The following is a 24940-nucleotide window of genomic DNA, read 5'->3' as shown; positions in this document are numbered from 1 at the left end:
CTTAGAAAAAAATATTCAGGAATTAAAAAGTGATAATGAGAATTTGGAAAAAAATATTCAGGGACTAAATGAAAACTTAGAAAAAAATATTCAGGGACTAAATGAAAATTTGAAGAAATATATAGAGGAATTAAATAATAATTTGCAACAAAATATTGAGAAACTAAATGATAATTTGCAACAAAAGATTCAGGAAATAAAAGATGACAATGCAAATTTACAACAAAATGTTCAGGAACTAAAAAATGATATGGCAGAAATAAAAAAATCAAATTTTTGGAAACTGAGAGAACAATATTTAAAATTTAAACAATTATTTATAAATAATAAATAGGCTGGAGAATATGCAAAAAAAGTATAAAATATCGCAGATTTATGTAGCAGAACTAAAAAATTATTTCCAACAGGTTATTGAATTTCTTAAATTGGAAGCTGAGGCGATCGCCCAAACAGCAAACAGACTCCAGCCCCAGCAAGTAGGATTGGCAATCCAGCTATTGTCTGTCTGCAAGGGGAAAGTCATTTTGGTTGGCGTGGGTAAGTCGGGTTTGATTGCCCGCAAAATAGCTGCAACTCTTACTAGTACAGGTACAGTCGCTGTTTATCTTCACCCTGCTGATGCTCTACACGGTGATTTGGGGATTGTTACCTCTAACGATGTGGCTATTCTCATGAGCAATAGTGGTGAGACAGACGAACTAGTAGAGATTATGCCTTACTTAAAACAGCGACAAGTGCCCATTATTGCTATTGTTGGCAACTTGTCCTCTAGTTTGGCGCGGAATGCTGATGTTGTTCTTGATGCTTCTGTTGAGAAAGAAGCTTGTCCGCTGAACCTTGCACCGACAACAAGCACTACCGTAGCTTTAGCTATTGGAGACGCGATCGCTATGACGTTAATGCACGTTAAAGAATTAACGCCAGAAGACTTTGCGCTAAATCACCCCGCAGGACGACTAGGAAAACGCCTGACCTTGAGAGTCTCTGACATCATGCACAGTGGTTTTGAAAATCCCACAATTTCACCCACAGCTACATGGTTAGAAGTGATTACCGCTATCAGTCAAGGTGGTCTGGGTGCGGTCAACGTTGTAGATAATTTAGGTCAGTTGCTAGGAATTATTACTGATGGTGACCTGCGAAGAACTTTCCAAAAAATAGACCCAACTAAATTGGAAAGTATTGTTAGTGATGCAATTATGACCCAGAATCCGATTACAGTTTCCCCAGACTATTTGGCTTATGATGCTTTGCAATTGATGGAAAATCGTCCCTCTCAAATTTCTGTAATGCCGGTAGTAGATAAACAGGGAATCTGTCTTGGATTAATTAGACTCCATGATATTGTGAGGAGTGGTTTGTGATTAATATTCTTGCCGTTATTCCAGCTCGCTATGATTCTCAACGCTTTCCCGGTAAGCCTTTAGTGATGATTGGCGATCGCCCAATGGTACAGTGGGTTTACGAAGCTGCTAAACAGTGTCCCTCATTTAGCCAAGTAGTTGTAGCTACTGATAGCGAATTGGTGGCTCAATGCGTCGAGAAATTTGGCGGTGTGGTCGAAATGACTAGCAGCACCCATCTCTCAGGTACAGATCGAGTCGCAGAAGTAGCTACACGCTATCCCCAAGCCTTAGCAGTCACCAATGTCCAAGGAGACCAACCATTTGTCAGACCAGAAATGCTGACGCAGCTGGTCGCACCCTACTTGAACCCGGACAAAGCACTACCAGATATGACAACCTTAGCCTGTCCTTTGGATTACCAAACAGGTTATGCCGATGCAAATGTTGTCAAAGTGCTATGCGATCGCCACAACCGCGCTATATACTTTTCTCGTTCCCCTATTCCTTATTTTCGCAATTCTGTTCCAGCACCAGTATTTCATCATCTTGGTTTGTATGCCTTTAGGCGCGATTTCCTGGCGGAATATGCCAAACTCACACCTACTCCCTTAGAAGAGTGTGAAGCCTTGGAACAATTGCGGGTTTTGGAACACGGCTACTCGATCCAAGTCTGTCACACCCAAGTCGCAACTTTGGAAATCAACACGCCTGAAGACCTAATTGAGGCTCAATCTTTGATTGCCCAAGGCATCATTTGATGATGAAAACTCAAATTACTGTAGTTGGTCAGCCTAGTGTCTGAAGATTTTTCCCAGAAATAGCACTTTTAAGATTATTCAAGTGTGATATGAAAGAAACTAGTGCATACCCCAAGTCCTGCTACAGACCCGATATTGATGGGCTAAGGGCGTTGGCGTTGGTTGCTGTCATCATCAACCACTTCAACAAGGATCTACTTCCTGGCGGCTATTTGGGCGTAGACATATTCTTTGTCATTTCTGGTTTTGTTATCACTTCGTCGTTGGCAGGTCGTCCCAGCAAGAACTTTGGAGATTTCCTGCTGGGGTTCTACAGTCGGCGCATCAAACGACTAGCGCCAGCGTTAGTGCTGTTCGTTGTCAGCAACAGTGTTCTTATCTGCATGTTCAATCCCAGTCCAAGTGTCTCTCTAGAGACTGGTATCAAATCTTTATTTGGTCTTTCCAATCTTTATCTGCTGCAACACTCTACTGATTACTTTGCTGCTTCCACAGAACTGAATGTTTTCACTCATACCTGGTCTCTAGGGGTCGAGGAACAGTTTTATTTCTTGTTCCCATTTTTGGTTTGGTTCACAGGGTTTAGTCGTCTCACCACCAAAGGGGTAAGAAATCTTTTCTGGGTAACAGCAGCACTATCGATTGCATCGCTAATTGCTTTTGCCCACCTCTATCAAACCAATCAACCTGCTGCTTACTTTTTAATGCCCACCCGTTTTTGGGAACTGGGTACTGGTTGCTTGTTATTTCTCGGTCTGAAGTATGCTAACAGGTTTCTTCATGGCCTTCAGAGCATCCCGCCGTTGGTAGTTACTGCTGCTGTTATTGTAGTTTTCTTTATTCCACTCAAGTTCGCCGTCCAAGCAACGATTGCTATTGTTGTGCTGACTGCGGTTCTGATTACTTGTCTTCGTGCGGGAACTGCTGGTTATGAACTCTTCACTCACCAAAGAGTAGTTTACATCGGTCTGATTTCGTACTCACTCTATCTGTGGCACTGGGGTGTGCTTTCGCTCAGTCGTTGGACGATTGGCATTCACTGGTGGTCTGTGCCCTTCCAGATCGCCTTGATGCTGCTGCTGGCGGTTGCTTCTTATCGGTATGTGGAGACACCTCTACGTCGTGCTGATAAGTCTCGGTGGCAATCCATTGGATATGGGATGGGGGCCTCTGCTCTTGCGGCAGCAGTCCTTACAGGCATATCTGGGGGTTTATATGAAAATCTATTTTCAGACAAGCAAAACTTCTTGTCAAGAGATTATAACGTCATTTTTTCTGAAAGAGTTTTGTGGAATCAAGCGGATTGCCTCACAAGTCGTGAGTCAACCAAAAAAATTGAGAGAGAAATCTTTGACAAATGCAACATTACAAAAGAAGTGGGATCAGAAAAGCTAAAAAATCAACTGTTTTGGTATGGAGACTCCTACGCAGAGCAGCTCTCGCCAGTTGTCAGTTTAATCTCAAAAGAACGATTTCTTCCGGCCAATCTTTTTGTGGCATCAGGATGTCCCTCATCCCAAGTGGCATCGTATTCTCTAGAAACAGAAAAAGGATATTGTGCAAAAGTTTTTAAACAATACATCTCATACTTCCTAGAAAACAGCAAAGCAGGTGATCTCCTCGTCTTGAGCAACGCTTTTCACTATTGGAACCCAGGGGAATCTTTAATAGATCCAAGTGGTGGTTATAAATTTCAGGATGGAACAACATCCTTCAATCATTATCTTCGGGAAATATCTGAACTTAGCGATAAACTAAGAAGTAAAGGCCGCAAACTGTCTTTAGTTTCAGACATTCCCGTTATTTCAAGAAATCCCAATGTCTGCGTATACTGGTTTGCCAAATTAAATAATAACTGCAACTCTGAATTTATTTCTAGCAACAATGCATACAGGCGTAGCATCTCAAAAACCATCACGAACCATAGTCGTTTCAAAGATAGAGCAGCGTTTCTAGACATCTATACACCTATATATAGTTTGCTTGCGTCTGATCCAAATAAATATATTGAATACTACAGGGATGAAGAGCATCTGACCAGAAAAGGTGCTATTTACCTAAAAAAAGATATTCTCGCTTTCCTTCGTGAAAACCAGTTGCTAAAATAAGGCGTCATCCGATGATTAAAACTCAAATTACAGAAAATCTATTTATTGGTGAGGGTTCGCCTCTAACTTTGATTGGTGGGCCTTGCGTTATTGAGTCACAAGACTTTACCTTAATGATGGCTGAAAAAATTCGCCAGGTTTGCGATCGCCTCGGTATCACATTTATTTTTAAGTCCTCTTTTGATAAAGCCAATCGTACCTCCATTAATTCCTTCCGGGGTCAAGACTTAGAAGCTGGACTAGAAATTCTTCAAAGAGTTAAAAAAGAAATTGGCGTACCTGTCTTAACAGATATTCATGAAAGCCAACAAGCTGCGATCGTTGCAGAAGTAGTTGATGTTCTGCAAATTCCGGCTTTCCTTTGTCGGCAAACCGATCTGCTCATAGCCGCCGCTGCTACAGGTAGAGTCGTCAACGTCAAAAAAGGTCAATTTCTTGCACCTTGGGATATGAAGTCTGTAGTGGCAAAGCTAGAGCTAGCCGGAGCTAAAAACATTCTTTTAACAGAACGGGGAACCACTTTTGGGTACAATACCCTGGTTGTTGATTTTCGCTCTTTACCACAAATGCGGCAACTAGGTTATCCAGTTGTGTTTGATGCTACCCACAGCGTGCAAATGCCTGGGGGACAGGGTGATAAATCTGGCGGTCAGCGGGAATTTGTCCCCTATCTTGCCAGAGCAGCTGCGGCTGTTGGTATCGATGCACTATTTATGGAAATTCACGAAAATCCTGATGCAGCACTCAGCGATGGGCCAAATATGATTCCCCTTGCTCAGTTGGAAGAGGTTTTAAAACCAGTTTTGCATATCCATAATAGTTTGGCAGTTGCTACTCCTGCTTAGTTGCGATGATCAAAATATCTGAATTTGAGTTGCGATCGCGTTTATCCCAAGTGAAACTTTTAGCCCTAGATGTTGATGGTGTGCTGACAGATGGTGGTCTTTACTATACCGATAGTGGTGAAGAGTTCAAGAAATTTAACGTTAAAGATGGTCTGGGAATGAAATTATTGATGCAAGGAGGAATAAATATAGCAATTATCACTGCTAGTACATCAACATCAGTAAATCATCGTGCTAAAAAGTTAGGGATTAATTATACTTTTATCGGCGTAGAGAATAAATTAAATGTCCTTGAAAATCTGTGCCAAAAGTTAAATATCACCCTAGAACAAGTTGCATATATGGGAGACGATCTTAATGATATTCCCGTACTCCAAGCAGTAGGCTGTCCTTTGACAGTGGCTGATGCCATGTCTATCAATAAATCATCTGCAATATATGTTACAGAACTAGCTGGCGGAAAAGGAGCAGTCAGAGAAATATGCGATCGCTTCCTTTCTATCCACAAAACAGTCTAATTTTTTAGTATGACAACAGGAAAAATACAATAAGGAGCACTTCTAAGAATATGCGATCGCTCGTTCAAAAATTAACTTATTGGTTTCAATCACGCTATTCACAAATCAATAAAGAAACATCAATGGAACCTAAAATTACCGAAAACGACAATGAATTACCATTCAGTGGTTTTAATGAACATAGAAATGAAATTAAATTCATAGATTTTTTAAGTGATGATGATTTACAGGAATTAAACAATATATTGAAATGGAACTGTTTTGTAGTTGATAGCAATGGTAGAAGATTTGGAAACCTAGCTTGGCGTGGCAAAAGAAATACACCACAAATTATTCCTGACAAAAGAATATTGTTAATGAATGAATATTTTAATTTAACAGACAAGCATGTTCTGGAAATTGGTTGCTTTGAAGGTATTCATACAATAGCCATTTCACAATACGCCAAGCAGGTTACAGCATTTGATTCTCGAATTGAAAATGTTGTAAAAACAATTGTTCGTTCCTCTTTATTTGGTTTTTCTCCGACTGTTTTTAAGTTAAATATAGAAGAAGACTTAACCAAATATTGGGATTTACTGTCTGCTGATGTTATCCATCATGTTGGTGTTCTTTATCACTTAAAAAATCCAGTTCAACATTTACTTGATTTAAAAAAGTATATTCGACTAGGAATAATGTTAGATACTCATTACTCTCTTGAGCAAGATGCTAAAGAAACATACGAAGTAAATGGCAAGACATATTCTTATAAAAAATACCGAGAAAAAGGATATACAGATGTATTTTCCGGTATGTATGAATCATCAAAATGGCTGAAATTAGATGATATAGTCTCAATTTTAAAGGAAGTAGGTTTTGCACAAGTGGATATAGTGGAACATAGAGATGAGCGTAATGGCCCACGTGTTTTATTGATGGCTAAAAACAACTAATCAAGATTAATTTAACCAATTAATTGGTTAAATCTAATAGTTAGTGAATCTGAGGTTAAAGTATGGTAGAGAAAAAAGATTTTGCTGTTGAAATTCCCATACAAATATTTGTTGGAACTCAAGAAGAGCAGATGTTAGCTGTCAAAGTTCTAGAGTACTCTATCAGAAAATATACCTCAATGCCCGTTGAAGTTACGCCTCTATTCGCAGCAGTACGCAAGGCGGGAATACATATTCCTGAACCTCAAGACCCGAAAATCAAACCGCGAACTCCATTTAGCTTCCAAAGATTTGCAATCCCTGCTCTCAAAAACTATCGCGGTAGAGCCATTTATCTTGACTCTGATATGCAAGTATTTCGAGATATTAAGGAGTTGTGGTTACTACCATTTAATGGAGCAGACTTACTTTCTGTTTATGAACCAGAAAACTCTGGGAGGCCGCCTCAATTCAGTGTCATGGTAATTAATTGTGAGCAACTGAAGTGGGATGTTGTAGACTTAGTGCGAGATTTAGAACGGGGAAAATGGACTTACAAGCAATTTGTGTTGGAAATGGCTCCAGCTACCAAAATTGCGCCTGTAATACCAACTGAGTGGAATGATTTGGAGCGATATACGGAAGGTAAAACAGCTTTAACTCATTACACTGATATGGCATCTCAACCGTGGCTAACCACAGAAAATCCTCTAGGATGGTTGTGGTGTCAGGAACTATTTAATGCAATTAAAGAAGGCTTCATTAGTGAACAATTCCTTAGAGAAGAATTTATTAGAGGATGGATCAGACCTTCCCTAATTTATCAATTAGAACATGAAATTATTGATCCGCGTGAACTACCTCCAGCAATAATTACTCAAGATAGCCTAGAATTCATTCCTCCCCATTTGTGTAAAAAAAAGATGATCAAAAAAAATGTGAAGGAAGATACTAAATCGCCTAATTTCTTAGAACTCTTGGCACGTAAAGTTTACGGACTAGCTCAATACATTTGGAGAGCAAGTCGTCCAAACATCGTCAAAAACCAAGACAAAGAACCTTTGACCGAACAAATAAACAAAAGCTTAACCTTGAATAAATTGCAAGAATTATACACGCTGGAACCACCGTTGAATTTAACAAAAGGACATGGGGGGAAACAATTTTCTGATATAGGACATCGGTGGGTGGAAACATTTAAACTTTTTGCAGACCTGAAACAAGATGAAAATGTACTAGATGTTGGGTGTGGTCCTGGTCGTATGGCTCTAGCCCTAGCACGCTATCTTAATGCAAAAGGTCGTTATGAAGGATTTGATATTAAGCCTGACGATATCGCTTGGTGTCAGCAGGAAATAGAACCACGGTGGTCTCAAAGTCGGTTTCAGCTAGTAAATATTAAAAACGATCATTACAATCCGATTGGCAAGATTTACGCTGATGAATTTAAGTTTCCCTACAAAGACTGTACTTTTGACTTTGTATTTCTGACTTCAGTATTCACGCACCTACTACCAAAAGATTTATCTAACTACTTGCAAGAAGTAGTGAGAGTACTAAAACCTGGTGGTCGTTGTCTAATTACTTACTTTTTGATAAATGAAGCAGTCAGCGAGTCTATCAAGGCAGGTAATGCCAGATTTGATTTTCCAAACAGTCCACAGACTCACTGCTATATTCAGAAACCAGACGATCCTGAAGATACAGTAGGGTATGATGAAGAATTCATCCGTAATCAATATTCTCAAATGGGTTTCAAAATTCAGGAACCTATTTATTTTGGTAGTTGGTCAGGTATACAAACTGCCTCTAAACCACGCCACGGACAAGACGTGGTAGTAGCTGTAAAAGCTAAATAGAATGTAGTTAAGAGATAATTTCCATCTCACTTTGCAGTAAATATTTTCAGGTTAACAAATATCATTAAACTAAAATGCCGATTCCAGAAAAAATTGGTATTGTTTTAGCAACCTATAATCCCGATCTGGAATATTTCCAGAAACAGATCCAGTCAATTCAAAATCAGACTTGGCTCAATTGGGTTTGTCATATTGCTGATGACTGCTCCCAACCTGAATATCAAACTGCAATTCAAAAAGTTGTCGAAAATGATTCACGGTTTATTTGTCATTTTCACAGCCATAATATTAAACATTACTATAATTTTGAAAGGGGTTTACAATACTGTATTCAAGACCCTAAAATTACAGCGATCGCCTTTTCCGATCAAGATGATATTTGGCAAGCACAAAAGCTAAAAGTATTGATCACAAAATTACGCTCAGAACAAACACTATTAGCCCATTCTGATTTAGAACTTATCGACAGTCACGATCAAACTATCAATCATTCTACTTGGGATTTTGAAGGACGCCAACCTGAAAAAGCTACAGTGGAATTATTGCTACTTCGGAACGTCGTCACCGGGTGTTCGTTATTATTTTGTAGTTCTCTCATTACCGATATTCTACCCTTTCCCCAACAAAATGAAATTGGTTGGCATCACGACTGGTGGATAGCATTGGTTGCAATTCAAAAAGGTAAAATTGGACATATTCGCCAACCATTAGTCCGCTATAGGCTCCATACTTCCAATACAGTAGGAGCAATGCAAAATGCTGGTAATTTTTATACTGAACTGATGCTGTGGTTCCGGAAAAAATATCGCATTGCAGGTAAAAGCTATTTAATTCATAGTAACTTGAGTAAAGTATTTCAAGCTAGATTTTACCAACAATTAAACTCAAGCTGGTCTAATCCTTTTGACGATCGCCGCTTAGATTTTGGTTTAGGTATTCTTAAGCTTTGTTACCAAAGTTTGAAAGCAGGATATCATTCTGAAGGCATAGCATTACGAATTTTTATTTTTAAAATTTTATTTGATATTCAACGAGTTCAAAATTATATCTTCAAGATGCTATCCATATTTCAAGCAACTAAGAGCAATATCCAAAACAAATGAACCAGCAGCAACCTATCTCAGTATCCATTATTTTAGTTAATTATAATGGGGCAGAAGTTTTACCAGATTGCTTAAACTCTATAGAAAAATTTATTGATATACCTAACTATGAAATTATTGTTGTAGATAACGCCTCTAGTGATAGTAGTGTTGAATTAATTGCAGAAAACTTTCCCAAAGTTAATCTATTTAAACAAGCCAAAAATCGCGGCTTTGGAGTAGGAAATAATGCTGGTGCAAAATTTGCTCGGGGAGAATTTTTATTTTTATTAAATACTGATACTGTACTTACTAGTAATATTCTACCGCATCTAATTGAGTTGATGCAAGCAGACCCAAAAGTTGCAATCATTGGGCCCAAATTGCTGAATCCAGATGGTAGTTTACAAATTTCTGTTTCGCCAGCTTTAGGAATTAAAGGTGAATATCAAGCTCGTAAGATGCACCAATCTTATCTAAATATCTCTCAGCAAAATTTGATTGAGCAGAAATTCAAAGAAATTCAAGAAGTCGATATTATTGTAGGTGCAGCTTTTTTTATTCGCTCAAGTTTATTTTATAAATTAGGTGGATTTGATGAAAATTTTTTCATGTATTTTGAAGAATCTGATTTATGTCAAAGAGTGCAGTATCAAGGATATAAAATTATCTACACGCCTCATGTATCTTTGATTCATTTGCAAGGACACTCAATTGAAAAATCTGCAAATACAATGGCTATAGAATATAGACGTAGCCAGATTTACTATTATCAAAAGCATCGACCTGACTGGGAACAAATTTTATTACGTGTATATCTTTTTTATAAATTTCTTGGTGAATTTATAACTACAGCTAATCCTAACAGCCTAAAAATTATTATTTTGTTATTTACTGTTAAAAAATCTGCGGTTTAAGTATCTTTGTATAATTAATAATATAAAAATTTTATTATGCCTATTTTAGCAAATTTGTCTTTTGCTCCAACTCAACCTACAGGTTGGTTAAGTTATAGTTTGAATTTATTAAAAGAACTAAAATATTTAGATATCGACGTATTAAGTCCAAGAAACATTTCTGGGATTAAATGTCATCATTCGCCATCAGATATGACGACAGACTTTGGCATGAAAGGGCATTTAAAGCGCTTGCTATGGACGCAATTTCAACTGCCAAATATCTATCGACAGATGAAGTCTACATTACTGTTTTCTCCTATTCCAGAGGCTCCTTTACTTTCTTCTTGTTCTTATGTCGTTACTGTTCATGATTTAATCCCTTTAAGATTTCCACAATGGTTTTCTCTAACACAGCGGCTTTATTGTAGTTATTATATTCGTGCTGTAATCCAACAATCAAAACACGTTATTTGTAATTCAATGGCAACGGCTGAAGATTTAAGCAAGTTTTTAGGAGTTTGCGAAGACAAAATAACTGCAATTCCACTAGCGTATGATGTAAAAAATTTTTTATGCTTGGATTTTGCAACACAAAATTATTTTCTTTATTTAGGACGGCATAATCCTCACAAAAATCTTGAACGTTTAATTACCGCTTTTGCCGGATTATCTAACTGCAAAGATTACGAACTTTGGTTAGCAGGGCCAAGCGATCGCCGTTACACCCCAACTTTAATAGCCCAAGTTGCCCAACTCAGCATCACTAACCAAGTCAAATTCCTCGACTATATTCCTGACAGCGAATTACCAAAAATCATCAATCAAGCGATCGCTCTTGTTTTCCCAAGTCTATGGGAAGGCTTTGGTTTACCTGTCCTTGAAGCGATGGCTTGCGGTACTCCTGTCATTACTTCCAATCTTTCCTCCCTACCAGAAGTGGCTGGCGATGCAGCGATTCTGATCAATCCCTACAATACAGGAGAAATTACAGAGGCAATGCAGGCTGTTGCAACTGATTTGGGGTTGCGATCGCGCCTTTCTAGCCAAGGACTTACTCACTCTCAACAATTCAGTTGGGAAAAAACTGGAAAAGCAACCGCCGAAGTGTTATCCCGCTACGTGTAGAATAATACCGTTGAGTAAGGTAGGTAGTGAGTGAGATGAAGGGGCAGAGGGCAGAGGAGAATAACCAATGCCCCATACTTCGACTACGCTCAGTACAAGTGCCCAATACCCAATGCCCTATGATAAATCCTTATGAAAGCACTAATTCTCTCTGGTGGTAAAGGTACACGCTTACGTCCCCTCACCTATAGCGGCGCAAAACAACTTGTACCAGTTGCTAATAAACCTGTTTTATGGTATGGCATTGAAGAAATGGTCGCTACTGGTATTACCGATATTGGCATCATCATCAGCCCGGAAACTGGGACAGAAGTCCAAGGAAAAACCGGAAATGGAGAATGCTTTAAAGCAAATATCACCTACATCGTACAAGACCAGCCACTTGGACTTGCTCACGCCGTTCAAATCGCCCGTCCCTTTTTAGGTGATTCTCCCTTTGTCATGTACTTGGGTGATAACCTGATTCAACTAGGTGAGTTACGTTACTTTCTGCAACAATTTAGCCAGCAACAGCCAGATGCCCTGATTCTCTTGCGTTCGGTTGCCAATCCTAGCGCCTTTGGTGTGGCTGAGGTTGATGAAACAGGACGGGTATTACAGTTAATTGAGAAACCCAAAGTTCCCCCTTCAAATCTGGCATTGGTAGGGGTTTATTTCTTTTCTCACCTCATTTATGATGCGATCGCAAATATCCAACCTTCCACCAGAGGCGAGTTAGAAATCACTGATGCTATTCAATACCTCATTAATCAGCAAAAGCAGGTTGTAGCCCACAATCTCCAAGGCTGGTGGTTAGATACTGGTAAAAAAGATGACTTATTAGAAGCTAACCGATTAATTCTCGACACCTATTTAACAGCATCAGTTATTGGTGAAGTTGATGCCCAAAGTCAGATTATTGGGCGAGTTCAAATCGGTGCAAAATCTAAAGTAATTAACTGTACAATTCGGGGGCCAGTAATCATTGGTAACAATTGCCATTTAGAAAACTGCTTTATTGGCCCTTATAGTAGCATTGCTAATAATGCCACACTAATTGATACTGATTTAGAACACAGTGTGATTTTAGAAGGTGCTAAAATCGCCGGAATTCATCAGCGCATTATTGATAGCGTGATTGGACAAAGGGCACAATTGAGTATTGCACCCCGTCGCCCCAAAGCCTTGCGATTTTTGATTGGCGATGACTGTCAAATTGAATTAACCTGATTCACTTATTAAAAATAGGACAAGCCATCGTTAAAGTTGGAACACAGTACCTGTAAAATTATAGATGCTAAATTCATTTAACAATCAGAAGACTGCGGCACATCCTATAAATAATATTAATGAGTATTGTACATACCAAAATTTCTGAAGTTCTACAAATTGAACCCCAAGTATTTGCAGACGATCGCGGTTTCTTTTTTGAAGCCTACAACCACCAAAAATTTGCTCAACAAACGGGTATTGTGACAAACTTTGTGCAAGATAACCATTCTTGCTCAAAACAAAACGTCCTGCGTGGATTGCACTATCAAATCCAACAACCCCAAGGTAAACTTGTCCGGGCTATTGTCGGGACTATTTTTGACGTAGCCGTAGACATTAGAAAAAGCTCGGCTACTTTTGGGAAGTGGGTGGGTTATGAACTCAGTGCTAAAAACAAACGCCTACTGTGGATACCACCAGGCTTTGCTCACGGCTTTCTTGCGCTTTCAGAAATAGCCGAAGTTCTCTATAAAACTACAGATTACTACGTGCCCCAAAGCGATCGCACAATTCTATGGAACGATCCAGATTTAGCGATAGATTGGCCCCTGAGTGGGCCACTGATTTTATCAGCTAAAGACCAAGCTGGTAAATTTTTGAGAACTGCTGAAGTATTTGATTAAGTAGTCATTGGTCATTGGTCATTGGTCATTGGTACATACCCCGTCTCTTGTGATACCCTAAGCTTACTTTTCTGGTGGGCGTAAAAACTCTGTCTTTCATCGGACTAATTCAAACCACGTTGAAAAGTGAGCGTGGCTTCTCTTGGACAAATGACAAATACTTCGGCTTCTCTACGAGACGCTACGCGAACGCTCAGTACAAGTGACAAATGATAAATGACAAATGACTAAATCAATTTTGCTGATTGGTAACAACGGTCAAGTGGGTAAGGAACTACAACAAATACTCTCATCTTATGGCGATATTATCTCAGTAGCACGCCCAACAGTAGACCTTGCTCAACCCGATACCCTCCGCAAAGTTATCAGATCCAAGCAGCCGCAAATCATCATTAATGCCGCCGCTTATACTGCTGTAGATAAAGCCGAAAGTGAACCCGAACTTGCTACCGCTATTAATGCTACTGCACCCCTAATTATTGCCCAAGAAAGCCAAAAATTAGGAGCTTTTCTAATTCATATTTCAACTGATTACGTTTTTGATGGCAATGGCTGTAGCCCTTACCAAGAAACCCACACAACTAATCCCTTGAGTGTTTATGGTAAAACCAAACTTGCTGGAGAAGAAGCAATTCGGGAAACTTCCGCCCATCACCTCATCCTCCGCACTGCTTGGGTTTATGGAACCTTTGGCAAAAGTAATTTTGTCAAAACCATGCTGCGACTAGGTGCAGAACGCCAAGAACTCCGTATTGTCGCTGATCAAATTGGTAGCCCGACTTGGGCACAAGATATAGCAGCAGTTATATCCCAGATGATTCCCCAGTTAACCTCAGAAATTAGCGGTACTTATCACTACACTAATAGCGGCGTTGCTAGCTGGTATGACTTTGCCGTTGCCATTTTTGAAGAAGCACAACAGCTAGGCTTCCCTTTAAAAGTTGATCGTATTGTCCCCATTACAACTGCTGAATATCCCACGCCAGCCCGTCGCCCTGCTTATTCCGTCCTTGCTTATGGAAAAATTTCCGCAATTTTAGGGACTTATCCCCCCCATTGGAGACAAAGACTTGCGCAAATGGTCACAGATTTGAAAATTGGGCATTGGGCATAGGGTATAAGGCATTGTTGATTAAGTTACTTCCCTATTCCCCACTCCCATTCCCTATTTCTTTTGACTTTTTAATACTCCCGTTTCACGTTGTATGGGCAAGACATCTAAAATATCAGTTTGGGAACAATATTTTAAATCATCTAAACAGTCAAGGCGTAACAATCGTTGGCCATGACTAGCTTGGTGAAGTAATCCTAATAAGTTATCTTGCCACTGAGAATAAAGAGCGATCGCACTAATTACTTCATCATTCCCGGCGAGTTCTTCAAGTGACAACTGGGTTTGTTGCAAAATACTATGAGCGATCGCACCCGCACAAACTGTATCCTCTAAAGAAAAACTGCCTTCCCAACCAGAACCGACAATCCACACAGTCTCTGGTTGCTTCTCTAAAAGAAATTGCACCACCGCCGCCCGGTTAATCAAGGCTGCTGCTAATAGATTTGGGGAGTCTTGTACCCGTTGCAAAGCACGGGTGCCATTGGTGGTACTGATAAACAAGCGACGCCCTTGGACTAATTCTGGTGTGCAGTCGAGGGGAGAGTTACCCAACTCAAAGCCAGCTACTTTCGCGCCACCGCGTTCTCCAGCCCGTAGACGTTTTTCAGCAGGCCATTTTTCGCTAACTTCAATTAACTGATCTAAATCGCTGAATACTTGTACAGCTTCGCCTCCAGCTGCCAAAACTGTCGCAATTGTGCTAGTGGCTCGCAAGACATCGACTGCGATCGCACATTCTGGCGCTTTATCCGTTGGAGTCAATTCAGGAGTGTGGTATACGAATAACTTCACGGGCTGGATACACCTGTTTTATATACTACTGCGGCAAATAACATTCTACCTAGTTGGTGTCACTAACTATAATCACAATTGTTCCCAAAGTATTTTTTAACATCAAAATGCACAATCTAACCCATTCAAGACAAAAATACTTAAAAAGCCCTTTTAGACTTTCAGATTTGCTGCACTATCCTGTAATCTAAAACAAGAACAGATTTTCTAAAGCTGTATTTGGCATTTCAAGTTAGCACCACTACACATCCTGACTAAACTTGCCAAATAGAAACTAAAATTTTTACCTCCACTCCGCTCATCCCAAATCAAAAATCGTTATGGCACCTTTACCCGACTATCGCCCTAAACAACTATCTGTAGGCCCGTTAGAAGCGGAAATTTTAAATATCATTTGGGAACTTGGTTCAGCCACAGTCAAGGATGTACACGATCGCATTCTCGCCGATCCCAACCGTGAATTAGCGTATACTTCTGTCACCACCGTCTTACGTCGCCTCACTGATAAAGGTTGGCTAGCCTGCGACAAGAAGGAGCGGGCATTCTATTGGCGGCCGTTACTGAGTAAGCAGCAATCAGATGTTATTAAAGCTCACGAGCAGTTACAGCGATTTCTAGCGGTGGGGAATCCCGATGTTGTTGCTGCCTTTGCCGATAGTCTAGATGAAGCAGCTAGTGAGCAAATAGCAGCGATCGCCAAACGTATTCAATCTGCACGCCAAGCCAGGGAGGAAAAATGATGCATCTAATAATGATTTTGAATGCTTTGGCAGTTGCCTGGTGGTTAAGATCCTCTTGGAATCAACGCCAAGGCAATTGGAATCTACGGTGGCAGCGATCGCTATTTTTGTTTCTCTTCCCCCCCTTGCTAATTTTCATGACTGCGATCGCTGTGCTGTTCATGGGGCCTCAAGGACAAATGGGGGGAATGTATACAGGCTCAATTAGCTATTTACTTGCATTAATTTATTTGGCATTTTTTGCCATTTCATGCATTAAACTTGCCTTCCAAGGTTGGCAGTCTGTAGAATCTGCCCGTAACTGCCCTTTAGTGAACGTTGGCGATAGACGAGCCAGACTGCTGCAAACGGGGGCGCTGTTTGCCGGTCAAATCGGTTTTTGGCAACCAGAACTAGTGGTTAGCCAAGGATTAGTGCAAACTCTCTCACCAGCTCATTTAGAAAGCGTCTTAGCCCATGAGCAAGGGCATCACTATTACAGGGATACATTCTGGTTTTTCTGGCTGGGTTGGGTGCGTTCCTGCACTGCATGGTTGCCGAATACAGAGCCTTTGTGGGAAGAACTGTTAGCTTTGCGCGAACTCCGTGCCGACGGTTATGCAGCATTGCAGGTAGACCCTCTGGTGTTAGCAGAATCACTTTTATTAGTAGTTAGTAGCGGCCCCGTTTTATCGGAAATTTGCTGTGCTGCATTAGGTTCCTCTGGTGCAGATCGCTTAGAACAAAGAGTAGAAGCTTTATTAGCACCACCAGAAGCAACCTCAGAAACTCAATTGCAATCCTGGCATGGCTTTTTGTTGGCGTTCCTGCCTCTACTGTCTGTGATATTTCATAGTTAAGTTGAATTTAGCAAGCGACTACAGCACGAAATCGTGACGTTTGTAACGAGAATTATGATGTTTGTCACAAAATCGCGGTGTTTGTAACAAAAATCATCTTGTTTGTAACAAAAATCGTAGCGTTGGTAATGAAAACGTAGTGTTTGTAACAAAAATCGTCGTGTTTGTAACAAAAATCGTGACGTTGGTAATGAAAACGTAGTGTTTGTAACGAAAATCGTCGTGTTTGTAACAAAAATCGTGACGTTGGTAATGAAAACGTAGTGTTTGTAACGAAAATTGCGATAACAACAAATTAACAAGCGGTAATTACGAATTACGTTTATTCTTCTTCTAACAACTGTTCTATATATTTTTGCACTAAAGGCACTTGAAAAGTATTGCCTTCGGGAGTCAAAATTTCTTTTCGCGTTAGTTTGCGGACAACGCCTTTGTCTTGCTGCGTGGGAGTTTCCCCGTGGATTATCCGGCGCAGGAGAGAGCGATCGCTATCTGCTAAACTCGTCCATAATTCCCGAAAATACTGAACGCCTACCTCAAGCACTTGAGGAATAATCTCTTCGACATTTTGGGCAGTGGCTTTTACTGTATCTGCATTTCCCTGGTTTTTTCTAATATCGCTGTTTAGCGACTCGACCAACTCGTAACATACCAACTGAACAAGAAAAGGCTGACAGCGAGTCAGTTGGATAATTGCATCTACAGCAGTTGGTTCATATATATTGGTGAAGTTCTCCACTGGATGTAAAATCAAATCGCGGGCTTCTGACTCTTGCAGGTAGGTCATTCGCAAAGCACGGGTGTTAATTAAATAGTCACTCCAGTAATCGTCAAGTTCAGATAACTCATGTGAACCACTAAAAATTACAATCCAGTTCTGTTGGTGTTGCAGCAGGTTACGAATAAAGTTGAGTGGCGCACGGCTGCTTGTTGCTTTCACTACTTCATCTAGGCGTTCATATTCATCCAGACAGAGGAGAAATCGCTGACTGCGGTTGCTGTGTTCTATTTCTGTTAACCAAGTTTGCAGCGCCGGAAATGGATCTTCTGCTAGCTTCTTGGCATCTGGATAAGGCAAGTTTACTGTGCGGGGTAATCGCCGTGCAGCTTCGATAATTTGTTGAGCTAGATTTTGAGCCAATCCTTTTAAGGTTGTCGCTGATGCTGCACCCTGTAAATCTACCAGCAAAGGTACAATATTTGAGCCAATTCTATAAGGTAGATATTTCAGCGCTGAGGTTTTCCCTGTCCTCCGCCCTCCATAGAGTAACAGCACTGGCGGTTGCTCAGAAAGCACCAAAGTTTCAATTTCCCGAAATATATCAATTCGCCCTTTAAAACGATTCTTTGCTGTTTCGGGGTCTAGCGAGTTACCAGCAATATAAACTTGCCGAATCTCTTTTGATTGCTGTGCCTGTTCGTTTAAAGTGCGCTGTGCCGTCTCTAGTATAGTTAGCCAGCTTTGTGCAGCGTTGCCAAAAGAGACAGCAACGCGAGCATCTTTTGTCAAAGCTAGACTTTGCCCCAGTTGGCGTAATGCGTTGATGGGAATGTTCAGTAACTCATATTTACGATAAGGTGAAGTTGCTTCCTCTGATGCCCGGACATTCTGACTGATTTCTAAAAATTGGGGTAGTACAATGCCAAGTTCCTTTGGTGGTGGTGAGGGAATCCACGCTAATTGGTTGGCAATTTCTACAATATCGCTCAACCTCTGACAACGGTTGAGAATATCTACAGCAATACTAGAAATTGCCTGTGCTGCAACTTTTTGCTGATTGGTGGATGTAATTAGATAATTTATAGTCTCACGGGCAACATCTGGATTCTTTCGATAAGCCTCTACAATCATCACATCCATGAAAGGCAGAGGCAAAATAATCAATTCATCAAAGCGAGGAGGCAGATATCGCAAACAATTTACTCGCTTTCCATTGCGAGACAATAAAAACAGGGTGAGTATCCATAGTAATTCTGGCAACCAGAAGTAAACCCGCAGCACACCTAAAATAAACGCCACGCCTACCGCCATGCCGAACGCCACGCCTCCCGCCACGCCGAACGCCACGCCGAACGCCACACCTCCCGCCACGCCTCCCGCCACGCTGCCGAACGCCACGCCGAACGCCACGCCTAACGCCACGCCTCCCACCACACCGAACGCCACGCCGAACGCCACACCTCCCGCCACGCCTCCCGCCACGCCGAACACCACGCCTCCCGCCGCCACGCCTCCCGCCACGCCTCCCGCCACGCCGAACGCCATGCCGAACGCCACGTCTGATAATAAAAATCTAGCTGCAAGAAAATAGGTAAGTACAGCAGCAACAAGGAAAATAACTAGCCTATTTTTATTACCACCACGGTCTAGAAGCCTTCCTATAAACCAGCCCACCAAAAAAACAAAGCTTATAAACCAGTTAAATGACTCACCACTAACCAGAGTGTAAACTGGTGCTACCAGCAATACGGCAACCATTGGGATTACAGCAGTTAGCCACCAAATTTGCCCAGCATAGCGACGCAGGCGGGGGTTAGTACCAAACTCAGCCCGTTTATCAAAGGGGTTATCTGTCGGCTTCAGTTCTGGATGAATATCGCGCAGCCAACGTTTAAAGGTAAAAGGCTTGAAGTAAATCCAATACAGCAGGCGCACGCATTCAGCCACATAAGTCCAAAAGCCCGATGCTGTGGGAATATTACTCATAACTATTTCACAAAGTTAAAAATTGTTCCCAACCACTCCTGTACTTGAGGCAGGGTAAGTACACGCACCAGACCCAAACCAATCACCATCAGAATCAACATTCCAGTGATCCTGCTTTTAACATCATCCCAACTCGTGCCAATGAATGTGGCTAGACGACCCAGACGCAACGGTATATCCCATAACCAACCCAGCAATGATTGCCACCATTTTCCTTTTGGTTTCGATTTAGGATCTTCAAGCTGTTGTTTAAACTGCTGTTTCGCCCACTTGATTGGCTTGCCTTGTTGACGTGCTTCCCACAAATAGTAACCAGCCAATTGCAACTTGTAAGGATGACGATCGCCCCATTGCTGGGCATGACTCTGTTCATCTACACTCAAAGCTGCACCATTAGTAGACCTAGTTGGTAAGCGCGACAATTCAATAGCCTCATCTGTAGTTAGTTCTTTCACATAAATAGTGTGACCAATATTGAAAAAACTAGAGACAAACCGATGCTCGTTAGCATAAACATCCAATTGTTTACGCGAAGCTACCACAAGCATCAAGGCGTTGCTATCCATCAGCGATCGCAAATTGTCATAAAATCCATTATCGAATTTATCGGGATATTTCAAAAGGCTTTCAAAATCATCCAGACAGAGGACGGGTAGCTTTCCTTGCTGTTTCCATTCCTTCACCGCATCTGAAAATGCTTGACGATTAAGCGGTTTACTCTTCCAACAATTTTGCAGACTGCGTTGTTGCCATCCTGGAACGTGACTCAGTAAACCTTCAGCTACAGCCTCATAGAAACCCGTTTCAGTTTGGCAATCTACACCCCGTAACGGTAGGTAAATTACCACATAACGGTTCGCGTCTAATCCTCGCTGCTGCCAAGTCAGAACGAAATAATGCAGCAACGAAGATTTACCAATGTGCTTCTCACCAACTATATTTATACTTGTAGGCTGATCGCCCTTCATCCGAGATGCGATCGCGTGTAACTCATCTTTACGACCAACAAACAGCCTGGGATCTTCAATCATTCCCGCAGCCACAAAAGGATTGTCAGGCAGCGCTCCAGAAGTCATGTAAAGCGTTTATCCTAGTTTCAGCTAAGTGCAATCACCTAAAAGAATAGCACTAGCCCGATAATGTCTTTGCGATCTAGTTTTTGGGTACGTGCTTTTGCCATATCATGACAAGCCCCATTCAATACAGTTCGGTTAAGGTTTTTTGATGAAAATTCTAGATCACAAAGACGCGATAAATTGCCGTCAAGACGAAAGACCGATTTGTAGAGACGGCGATTCATCGCGTCTCCTGCCTTAAACGTGGTATCTGAGAAAAATATTTATTTGGCAAATGGGCCAATGTTGACTGCTACAAGTGCAGAACAGACCCTTGATGCGATCGCAAACGTTGTTGAAACTCCAGCATTTGTTTAGGACAAGCAGCAAAACACCCATGATTCAGAAACGTCACAGCCAAGTCAAGCGACTATAAGTCTCTGATGGATAATCTAGAATCCAAAATTGATAAACTCCCCAGGCTGGATTCGAACCAGCGACCAATCGATTAACAGTCGATCGCTCTACCACTGAGCTACTGAGGATCACTCACGATTTATAATCTTAGGGCTAAAAATAGGATTTGGCAAGTACTTTCGCCAATATTTTTTTTAGAAACTTAAATTATAGATAATTTTTGCAGTCAAAATCCATCAGGAACTTAAGCAGAGACTCTTAGATACTAAATATCTACTACAATCCCATTCGTAATTCAGCCAAACGCTGCCGCGCCTTAGCGTCAATGCCATTAGCTAAAAACCTACTCTTAGATTGTTTGCGCGTATGATACTTTTGTCGCATCCGGCAAACACTGGTTTCCACTTCCTTACAGAGTTGTTGTGCCGACAACCATTCAGCCCCATACCCCTGTATCATCAACTGCTGTGCCCGATCTGATGTAGCAACAATCACACGAGAAATCAAAGATTGGGCTATTTCATGGCGAAAAGAAGCGCAGGATTTTTCAATATAAGTATCTGCTGTTTGTCCAAAATCAGTGTAATAAACAGATAAAAGCTCAGTAATAATTTCTTTATTACTAGAGGTATTCTGATATTGGGCATCAAAAACTATCTGAGTTGTGTAACCTTGAAACGCACTATAACCAGTCATAGCTTCCACAAGTTCACCCCGTGCAGCCTCTAGTCCAACGCTATCACGCGTTTTTTTAAGGCAAGGCCAAGCGCCTATGATATTGTAGCCGTCCACTAACAAAACGTCTTGGAGTAAGGAACGGGGCATGGTTTTTAATCACAATTTTCTAGAGTTAACAAAATTCATTCATAAGTTTTATAATAATTGATGCATAGTCTGTAACACTATGCTACACAGAATAAAAAATACGGTAGCCTCACAAAACTCAAACCTCAGATAGACGCACCAACTTAAAACGCGCCTTTGTTTAAAAGGCGCGTTACAGTTCTTTTTTAGTAGTATTCAGAAGTGCTGAATGCAATGAATTTTACTCAGCACTTAATTAAGAGGCTTCGCTGTGTACCTCCATCAGACGTTGTTTGAGACGTTGGGCTTCACCACTATCAACCAGAGAGCCTTTTTCTAGCAAGAAAGCGCCGTCACAGTAATTTAACTCATCTAATCGATGTGTCACCCAAAGGGCTGTAATACCTCGACTTTTGACAAGGCGGCGGACACCAGCAACTAAATCCAACTGGCTATCTGGATCTAATAAGGCAGTGGGTTCATCTAATAATAAGACTTCACAGCGACGGGCGATCGCACCTGCGATCGCGACTCGCTGTTTCTGTCCCCCAGAGAGTGCATAGATAGGGCGTCGTTGCAGGGTAAGCAAATTCACTGCCCCTAACGCCTCCTCAACCCTGGCTCTAGTAGCAGCAGATGGCAACTTTTCTTCCACCAATCCAAAAGCCACATCAGCACCAACCGTTGGCATCACCAGTTGATGATCCGGATTTTGGAAGACAAAGCCAACAGGGTGCAAAAGCCGAATTTCGCCAGATTCAGGAGCTAATAACCCTGCCAGCAGTCTCAGTAAAGTAGATTTTCCGCTGCCATTTGTACCCAAGAGCATCCAAAACTCACCCTTGGGTACTTCTAAAGAGCAAGATTTGATAACTTTCTCTCCATTAGGCCAACTGAAATTTAAATCCTTGACCTCAATGCCCACTTGAGCCATTTGTCAACCTTGGTTACTCAGCAGCTACAGCGAAAAAGCCAGGTGGTCTGCCGCCACCAGGGGTTGTACCATCTTTCTGAACAATCTGCACCCCAGAAATTTCACTAGCGCGGACAGCAATTTTTTTCTCTGTTTTGCCTTCGCACTTGAGTTCTACAATGTCAGGGTTCCCAGAACGGATTGCTGCCAAAATTAGCTGATAGACAGCCTCAGCATCCTCTGCTGACTTACGTTGTACCGAGATAGGGAAAGCAGTGTTTCTGATGCTTAAATCGATGGTAAACATTTAGCAATAATCAAATTTAACTGTGGACTCATTTTAGCGTCAGCTGAGTGATTCTAGGGAAATGAGGATTGGGCACAAGGGGCAGAGGGGCAGGGGGAAGGGTGCAAAGGAGAGGAATTTTCCCGCTGCTCCCTCATCTCCCCACCTGATCTGAATCAAAAATTAATTTTTATGAGAAAACCCCTAGAAAAATTAGCAATTTACACCTAATATGATTAAAGGTGTGTAAAAAATTGTAAACTAGGTTAACAACCCGGTTAACTTTCTGCTTATAGAAGGCTTTTTTATAGTCGTCTATAATACAGATACAACCTGTACTTATAAACATTTGGAGATTTGCTCTAATGACCATCGCAGTTGGACGTGCCTCCAGTAGAGGGTGGTTTGACGTTCTCGACGACTGGCTCAAGCGCGATCGCTTCGTATTCGTAGGTTGGTCAGGGATACTACTATTCCCCTGCGCCTTCCTAGCACTAGGCGGTTGGCTGACTGGCACCACCTTCGTCACCTCTTGGTACACCCACGGATTAGCCTCCTCCTACTTAGAAGGTGCTAACTTCCTGACAGTGGCAGTATCCACCCCCGCCGACAGCATGGGACACTCCCTATTGCTGTTGTGGGGTCCAGAAGCTCAAGGCGACCTCACCCGTTGGTTCCAATTGGGTGGCTTGTGGCCATTCGTGGCACTACACGGAGCCTTCGGTTTGATTGGCTTCATGTTGCGGCAATTTGAAATTGCGCGTTTAGTAGGAATACGTCCTTACAACGCCCTCGCCTTCTCGGCTCCGATTGCGGTATTCGTCAGCGTATTCCTGATGTACCCCTTGGGACAATCTAGCTGGTTCTTTGCACCCAGCTTTGGGGTGGCTGCAATTTTCCGATTCCTACTATTCCTGCAAGGGTTCCATAACTGGACACTCAACCCCTTCCACATGATGGGTGTTGCTGGGGTATTGGGTGGTGCTTTATTGTGCGCCATTCATGGTGCCACAGTCGAAAACACCTTGTTTGAAGACGGTGATGGTGCTAACACCTTCCGCGCCTTCAATCCCACCCAGTCGGAAGAAACCTACTCAATGGTGACGGCAAACCGTTTCTGGTCACAGATTTTCGGGATTGCTTTTTCTAACAAGCGCTGGCTGCACTTCTTTATGTTGTTCGTGCCAGTCACAGGCTTGTGGATGAGCGCCGTCGGCATTGTCGGTTTAGCACTCAACCTGCGGGCTTATGATTTCGTCTCCCAAGAATTACGGGCAGCGGAAGACCCTGAGTTTGAAACCTTCTATACCAAAAACATTTTGCTGAACGAGGGTATCCGCGCTTGGATGGCTCCTCAAGATCAACCCCACGAACAATTTGTATTCCCTGAAGAAGTTCTACCTCGCGGTAACGCTCTCTAAGAATTCAAATTTGACCATGACCTGAATTAGGGTTGTGGTTGGCAGAAATTGACACACCCAGATAAAATAATCTTCTTGTAATCACCCAATAAAGTGTCAATTTTCACTGTTCTCCAGTAATCTCCCATGTTTTGATGGGAGATTTTTTCTATATATGGTTAATATTTCTAAATTTATATGTTATCTTAGAAAAAGGTTATGAACCCAGAGTAAATCCTCTGCCCTTTTGAAACTGAGACCGCTTAGGCAATAAGGAGGTGATGCCCATGATAGAAAGTAGTAAATGCATGGGTCATCAGGTTGCAGTTAGCCGGCTGTGTGCCGGAGCTGTTCTCTAAAAGTTAGCCTTAGTTATCTTTGAGATACTAAGTTAGCTCAAGTAGCTAGGCAAGCTCGGAGTTCCTTCCGGCAGTCTGGTTGCAACCTGAAGACCCGCTAGACCGCCCTGACTTAGATCATCCGATCTAAATCAGGGCGGATAGTTTTTTATAGGTGATTTTTGTTTTATCAGTGGTTACTTTTAA

Annotated in this window: 24 protein-coding genes and 1 tRNA gene; 17 read left to right on the top strand and 8 right to left on the bottom strand. The window is 41.6% G+C overall.

Features of this window, described 5'->3' with window-relative positions; genetic code table 11:
• The 14 genes from V7K60_RS12240 to rfbD form a co-directional block, all read left to right on the top strand.
• Window positions 1-334: hypothetical protein (locus V7K60_RS12240; RefSeq protein ID WP_442944383.1), on the top strand; the 334-nt coding region annotated here is incomplete at its 5' end.
• Window positions 335-344: 10 nt separating this feature from the next.
• Window positions 345-1364, top strand: a complete 1020-nt coding sequence (locus tag V7K60_RS12235) for a KpsF/GutQ family sugar-phosphate isomerase (RefSeq protein WP_334925818.1) — start codon at window positions 345-347, stop codon at window positions 1362-1364.
• The gene (gene kdsB / locus V7K60_RS12230; protein WP_334925816.1) at window positions 1361-2104 is read left to right on the top strand and encodes a 3-deoxy-manno-octulosonate cytidylyltransferase; all 744 of its coding nucleotides are present in this window, start codon (window positions 1361-1363) and stop codon (window positions 2102-2104) included. The genes V7K60_RS12235 and kdsB overlap by 4 nt, the downstream gene beginning before the upstream one ends.
• Window positions 2105-2193: 89 nt before the next feature.
• Window positions 2194-4212 carry an acyltransferase family protein gene (locus V7K60_RS12225; protein ID WP_334925814.1) on the top strand — a complete coding sequence of 673 codons (2019 nt, stop codon included), beginning with the start codon at window positions 2194-2196 and terminating at the stop codon, window positions 4210-4212.
• An 11-nt stretch (window positions 4213-4223) separates the two neighbouring features.
• Window positions 4224-5057, top strand: coding sequence for a 3-deoxy-8-phosphooctulonate synthase (kdsA, locus tag V7K60_RS12220; protein WP_334925812.1), 834 nt, complete (start codon window positions 4224-4226; stop codon window positions 5055-5057).
• Between the two features lie 5 nt (window positions 5058-5062).
• Window positions 5063-5575, top strand: a complete 513-nt coding sequence (locus V7K60_RS12215) for a KdsC family phosphatase (protein ID WP_334925810.1) — start codon at window positions 5063-5065, stop codon at window positions 5573-5575.
• A gap of 122 nt (window positions 5576-5697) precedes the next feature.
• Complete coding sequence (locus V7K60_RS12210) at window positions 5698-6510, top strand: class I SAM-dependent methyltransferase (RefSeq protein ID WP_334925809.1); 813 nt, start codon at window positions 5698-5700, stop codon at window positions 6508-6510.
• Between the two features lie 62 nt (window positions 6511-6572).
• Window positions 6573-8348, top strand: coding sequence for a methyltransferase domain-containing protein (locus V7K60_RS12205; protein WP_334925807.1), 1776 nt, complete (start codon window positions 6573-6575; stop codon window positions 8346-8348).
• Window positions 8349-8422: 74 nt separating this feature from the next.
• Window positions 8423-9451, top strand: a complete 1029-nt coding sequence (locus tag V7K60_RS12200) for a glycosyltransferase (protein ID WP_334925805.1) — start codon at window positions 8423-8425, stop codon at window positions 9449-9451.
• The gene (locus tag V7K60_RS12195) at window positions 9448-10347 is read left to right on the top strand and encodes a glycosyltransferase family 2 protein (RefSeq protein ID WP_334925803.1); all 900 of its coding nucleotides are present in this window, start codon (window positions 9448-9450) and stop codon (window positions 10345-10347) included. Before V7K60_RS12200 ends, V7K60_RS12195 begins: the two co-directional genes overlap by 4 nt.
• Window positions 10348-10383: 36 nt before the next feature.
• On the top strand, window positions 10384-11454 hold the full coding sequence (locus V7K60_RS12190; RefSeq protein WP_334925801.1) for a glycosyltransferase family 4 protein: 1071 nt from the start codon (window positions 10384-10386) through the stop codon (window positions 11452-11454).
• A gap of 132 nt (window positions 11455-11586) precedes the next feature.
• The gene (locus tag V7K60_RS12185) at window positions 11587-12663 is read left to right on the top strand and encodes a glucose-1-phosphate thymidylyltransferase (RefSeq protein WP_334925799.1); all 1077 of its coding nucleotides are present in this window, start codon (window positions 11587-11589) and stop codon (window positions 12661-12663) included.
• Between the two features lie 119 nt (window positions 12664-12782).
• On the top strand, window positions 12783-13328 hold the full coding sequence (gene rfbC, locus V7K60_RS12180) for a dTDP-4-dehydrorhamnose 3,5-epimerase (RefSeq protein ID WP_334925797.1): 546 nt from the start codon (window positions 12783-12785) through the stop codon (window positions 13326-13328).
• 223 nt (window positions 13329-13551) lie between these two features.
• On the top strand, window positions 13552-14442 hold the full coding sequence (gene rfbD / locus V7K60_RS12175) for a dTDP-4-dehydrorhamnose reductase (protein WP_334925795.1): 891 nt from the start codon (window positions 13552-13554) through the stop codon (window positions 14440-14442).
• Between the two features lie 51 nt (window positions 14443-14493).
• Here rfbD and V7K60_RS12170 read toward each other — a convergent pair whose 3' ends face one another.
• Complete coding sequence (locus V7K60_RS12170; protein WP_334925793.1) at window positions 14494-15234, bottom strand: 2-phosphosulfolactate phosphatase family protein; 741 nt, start codon at window positions 15232-15234, stop codon at window positions 14494-14496.
• 320 nt (window positions 15235-15554) lie between these two features.
• Here V7K60_RS12170 and V7K60_RS12165 point away from each other — a divergent pair, with 320 nt between their 5' ends.
• Together V7K60_RS12165 and V7K60_RS12160 are read left to right on the top strand one after the other, a co-directional pair.
• Window positions 15555-15974 (top strand): BlaI/MecI/CopY family transcriptional regulator, encoded by a 420-nt coding sequence (locus tag V7K60_RS12165; RefSeq protein WP_229465396.1) that lies wholly within the window; start codon window positions 15555-15557, stop codon window positions 15972-15974.
• Window positions 15974-16813: a M56 family metallopeptidase gene (locus tag V7K60_RS12160; RefSeq protein WP_334925829.1), complete on the top strand. Its 840-nt coding sequence runs from the start codon at window positions 15974-15976 to the stop codon at window positions 16811-16813. Before V7K60_RS12165 ends, V7K60_RS12160 begins: the two co-directional genes overlap by 1 nt.
• A gap of 322 nt (window positions 16814-17135) precedes the next feature.
• Here the strand turns inward: V7K60_RS12160 and V7K60_RS12155 are convergent, their stop codons facing one another.
• The 7 genes from V7K60_RS12155 to V7K60_RS12125 all read right to left on the bottom strand — a co-directional run bounded on the left by V7K60_RS12155 (window position 17136) and on the right by V7K60_RS12125 (window position 23016).
• The gene (locus V7K60_RS12155) at window positions 17136-19520 is read right to left on the bottom strand and encodes an ATP-binding protein (protein ID WP_334925791.1); all 2385 of its coding nucleotides are present in this window, start codon (window positions 19518-19520) and stop codon (window positions 17136-17138) included.
• Between the two features lie 2 nt (window positions 19521-19522).
• Window positions 19523-20596, bottom strand: a complete 1074-nt coding sequence (locus V7K60_RS12150; RefSeq protein ID WP_334925789.1) for an AAA family ATPase — start codon at window positions 20594-20596, stop codon at window positions 19523-19525.
• Between the two features lie 38 nt (window positions 20597-20634).
• Window positions 20635-20820: a hypothetical protein gene (locus V7K60_RS12145; protein WP_334925787.1), complete on the bottom strand. Its 186-nt coding sequence runs from the start codon at window positions 20818-20820 to the stop codon at window positions 20635-20637.
• A 228-nt stretch (window positions 20821-21048) separates the two neighbouring features.
• A tRNA-Asn gene (locus V7K60_RS12140) sits at window positions 21049-21120 on the bottom strand.
• A 148-nt stretch (window positions 21121-21268) separates the two neighbouring features.
• Entirely contained in the window at window positions 21269-21817 is a 549-nt protein-coding gene (locus V7K60_RS12135; protein ID WP_334925786.1) for an NYN domain-containing protein, read from the bottom strand.
• Window positions 21818-22052: 235 nt separating this feature from the next.
• Complete coding sequence (locus V7K60_RS12130) at window positions 22053-22730, bottom strand: ABC transporter ATP-binding protein (protein ID WP_334925783.1); 678 nt, start codon at window positions 22728-22730, stop codon at window positions 22053-22055.
• A gap of 13 nt (window positions 22731-22743) precedes the next feature.
• Complete coding sequence (locus V7K60_RS12125) at window positions 22744-23016, bottom strand: hypothetical protein (RefSeq protein ID WP_012410874.1); 273 nt, start codon at window positions 23014-23016, stop codon at window positions 22744-22746.
• Between the two features lie 344 nt (window positions 23017-23360).
• Between V7K60_RS12125 and psbD the strand changes: the two genes are divergently transcribed.
• Entirely contained in the window at window positions 23361-24416 is a 1056-nt protein-coding gene (psbD, locus tag V7K60_RS12120; RefSeq protein ID WP_334819344.1) for a photosystem II D2 protein (photosystem q(a) protein), read from the top strand.
• Window positions 24417-24940: the final 524 nt, after the last annotated feature.

Source organism: Nostoc sp. (assembly GCF_036917555.1).
In the GTDB taxonomy this organism is placed as follows: domain Bacteria; phylum Cyanobacteriota; class Cyanobacteriia; order Cyanobacteriales; family Nostocaceae; genus Nostoc.
Note: the sequence above shows the minus strand (reverse complement) of the source record. Positions and strands in the feature narration are given on the sequence as shown.

What these genes read in the sequence shown, in the direction of transcription:
- V7K60_RS12235 (WP_334925818.1), top strand. Translation starts at nt 345, where the DNA reads ATGCAAAAAAAGTATAAAATATCGCAGATTTATGTAGCAGAACTAAAA.
- V7K60_RS12225 (WP_334925814.1), top strand. Translation starts at nt 2,194, where the DNA reads ATGAAAGAAACTAGTGCATACCCCAAGTCCTGCTACAGACCCGATATT.
- kdsA (WP_334925812.1), top strand. Translation starts at nt 4,224, where the DNA reads ATGATTAAAACTCAAATTACAGAAAATCTATTTATTGGTGAGGGTTCG.
- V7K60_RS12215 (WP_334925810.1), top strand. Translation starts at nt 5,063, where the DNA reads ATGATCAAAATATCTGAATTTGAGTTGCGATCGCGTTTATCCCAAGTG.
- V7K60_RS12210 (WP_334925809.1), top strand. Translation starts at nt 5,698, where the DNA reads ATGGAACCTAAAATTACCGAAAACGACAATGAATTACCATTCAGTGGT.
- V7K60_RS12205 (WP_334925807.1), top strand. Translation starts at nt 6,573, where the DNA reads ATGGTAGAGAAAAAAGATTTTGCTGTTGAAATTCCCATACAAATATTT.
- V7K60_RS12200 (WP_334925805.1), top strand. Translation starts at nt 8,423, where the DNA reads ATGCCGATTCCAGAAAAAATTGGTATTGTTTTAGCAACCTATAATCCC.
- V7K60_RS12195 (WP_334925803.1), top strand. Translation starts at nt 9,448, where the DNA reads ATGAACCAGCAGCAACCTATCTCAGTATCCATTATTTTAGTTAATTAT.
- V7K60_RS12190 (WP_334925801.1), top strand. Translation starts at nt 10,384, where the DNA reads ATGCCTATTTTAGCAAATTTGTCTTTTGCTCCAACTCAACCTACAGGT.
- V7K60_RS12185 (WP_334925799.1), top strand. Translation starts at nt 11,587, where the DNA reads ATGAAAGCACTAATTCTCTCTGGTGGTAAAGGTACACGCTTACGTCCC.
- rfbC (WP_334925797.1), top strand. Translation starts at nt 12,783, where the DNA reads ATGAGTATTGTACATACCAAAATTTCTGAAGTTCTACAAATTGAACCC.
- rfbD (WP_334925795.1), top strand. Translation starts at nt 13,552, where the DNA reads ATGACTAAATCAATTTTGCTGATTGGTAACAACGGTCAAGTGGGTAAG.
- V7K60_RS12165 (WP_229465396.1), top strand. Translation starts at nt 15,555, where the DNA reads ATGGCACCTTTACCCGACTATCGCCCTAAACAACTATCTGTAGGCCCG.
- V7K60_RS12160 (WP_334925829.1), top strand. Translation starts at nt 15,974, where the DNA reads ATGCATCTAATAATGATTTTGAATGCTTTGGCAGTTGCCTGGTGGTTA.
- V7K60_RS12155 (WP_334925791.1), bottom strand. Translation starts at nt 19,520, where the DNA reads ATGAGTAATATTCCCACAGCATCGGGCTTTTGGACTTATGTGGCTGAA.
- V7K60_RS12150 (WP_334925789.1), bottom strand. Translation starts at nt 20,596, where the DNA reads ATGACTTCTGGAGCGCTGCCTGACAATCCTTTTGTGGCTGCGGGAATG.
- V7K60_RS12145 (WP_334925787.1), bottom strand. Translation starts at nt 20,820, where the DNA reads ATGAATCGCCGTCTCTACAAATCGGTCTTTCGTCTTGACGGCAATTTA.
- V7K60_RS12135 (WP_334925786.1), bottom strand. Translation starts at nt 21,817, where the DNA reads ATGCCCCGTTCCTTACTCCAAGACGTTTTGTTAGTGGACGGCTACAAT.
- V7K60_RS12130 (WP_334925783.1), bottom strand. Translation starts at nt 22,730, where the DNA reads ATGGCTCAAGTGGGCATTGAGGTCAAGGATTTAAATTTCAGTTGGCCT.
- V7K60_RS12125 (WP_012410874.1), bottom strand. Translation starts at nt 23,016, where the DNA reads ATGTTTACCATCGATTTAAGCATCAGAAACACTGCTTTCCCTATCTCG.
- psbD (WP_334819344.1), top strand. Translation starts at nt 23,361, where the DNA reads ATGACCATCGCAGTTGGACGTGCCTCCAGTAGAGGGTGGTTTGACGTT.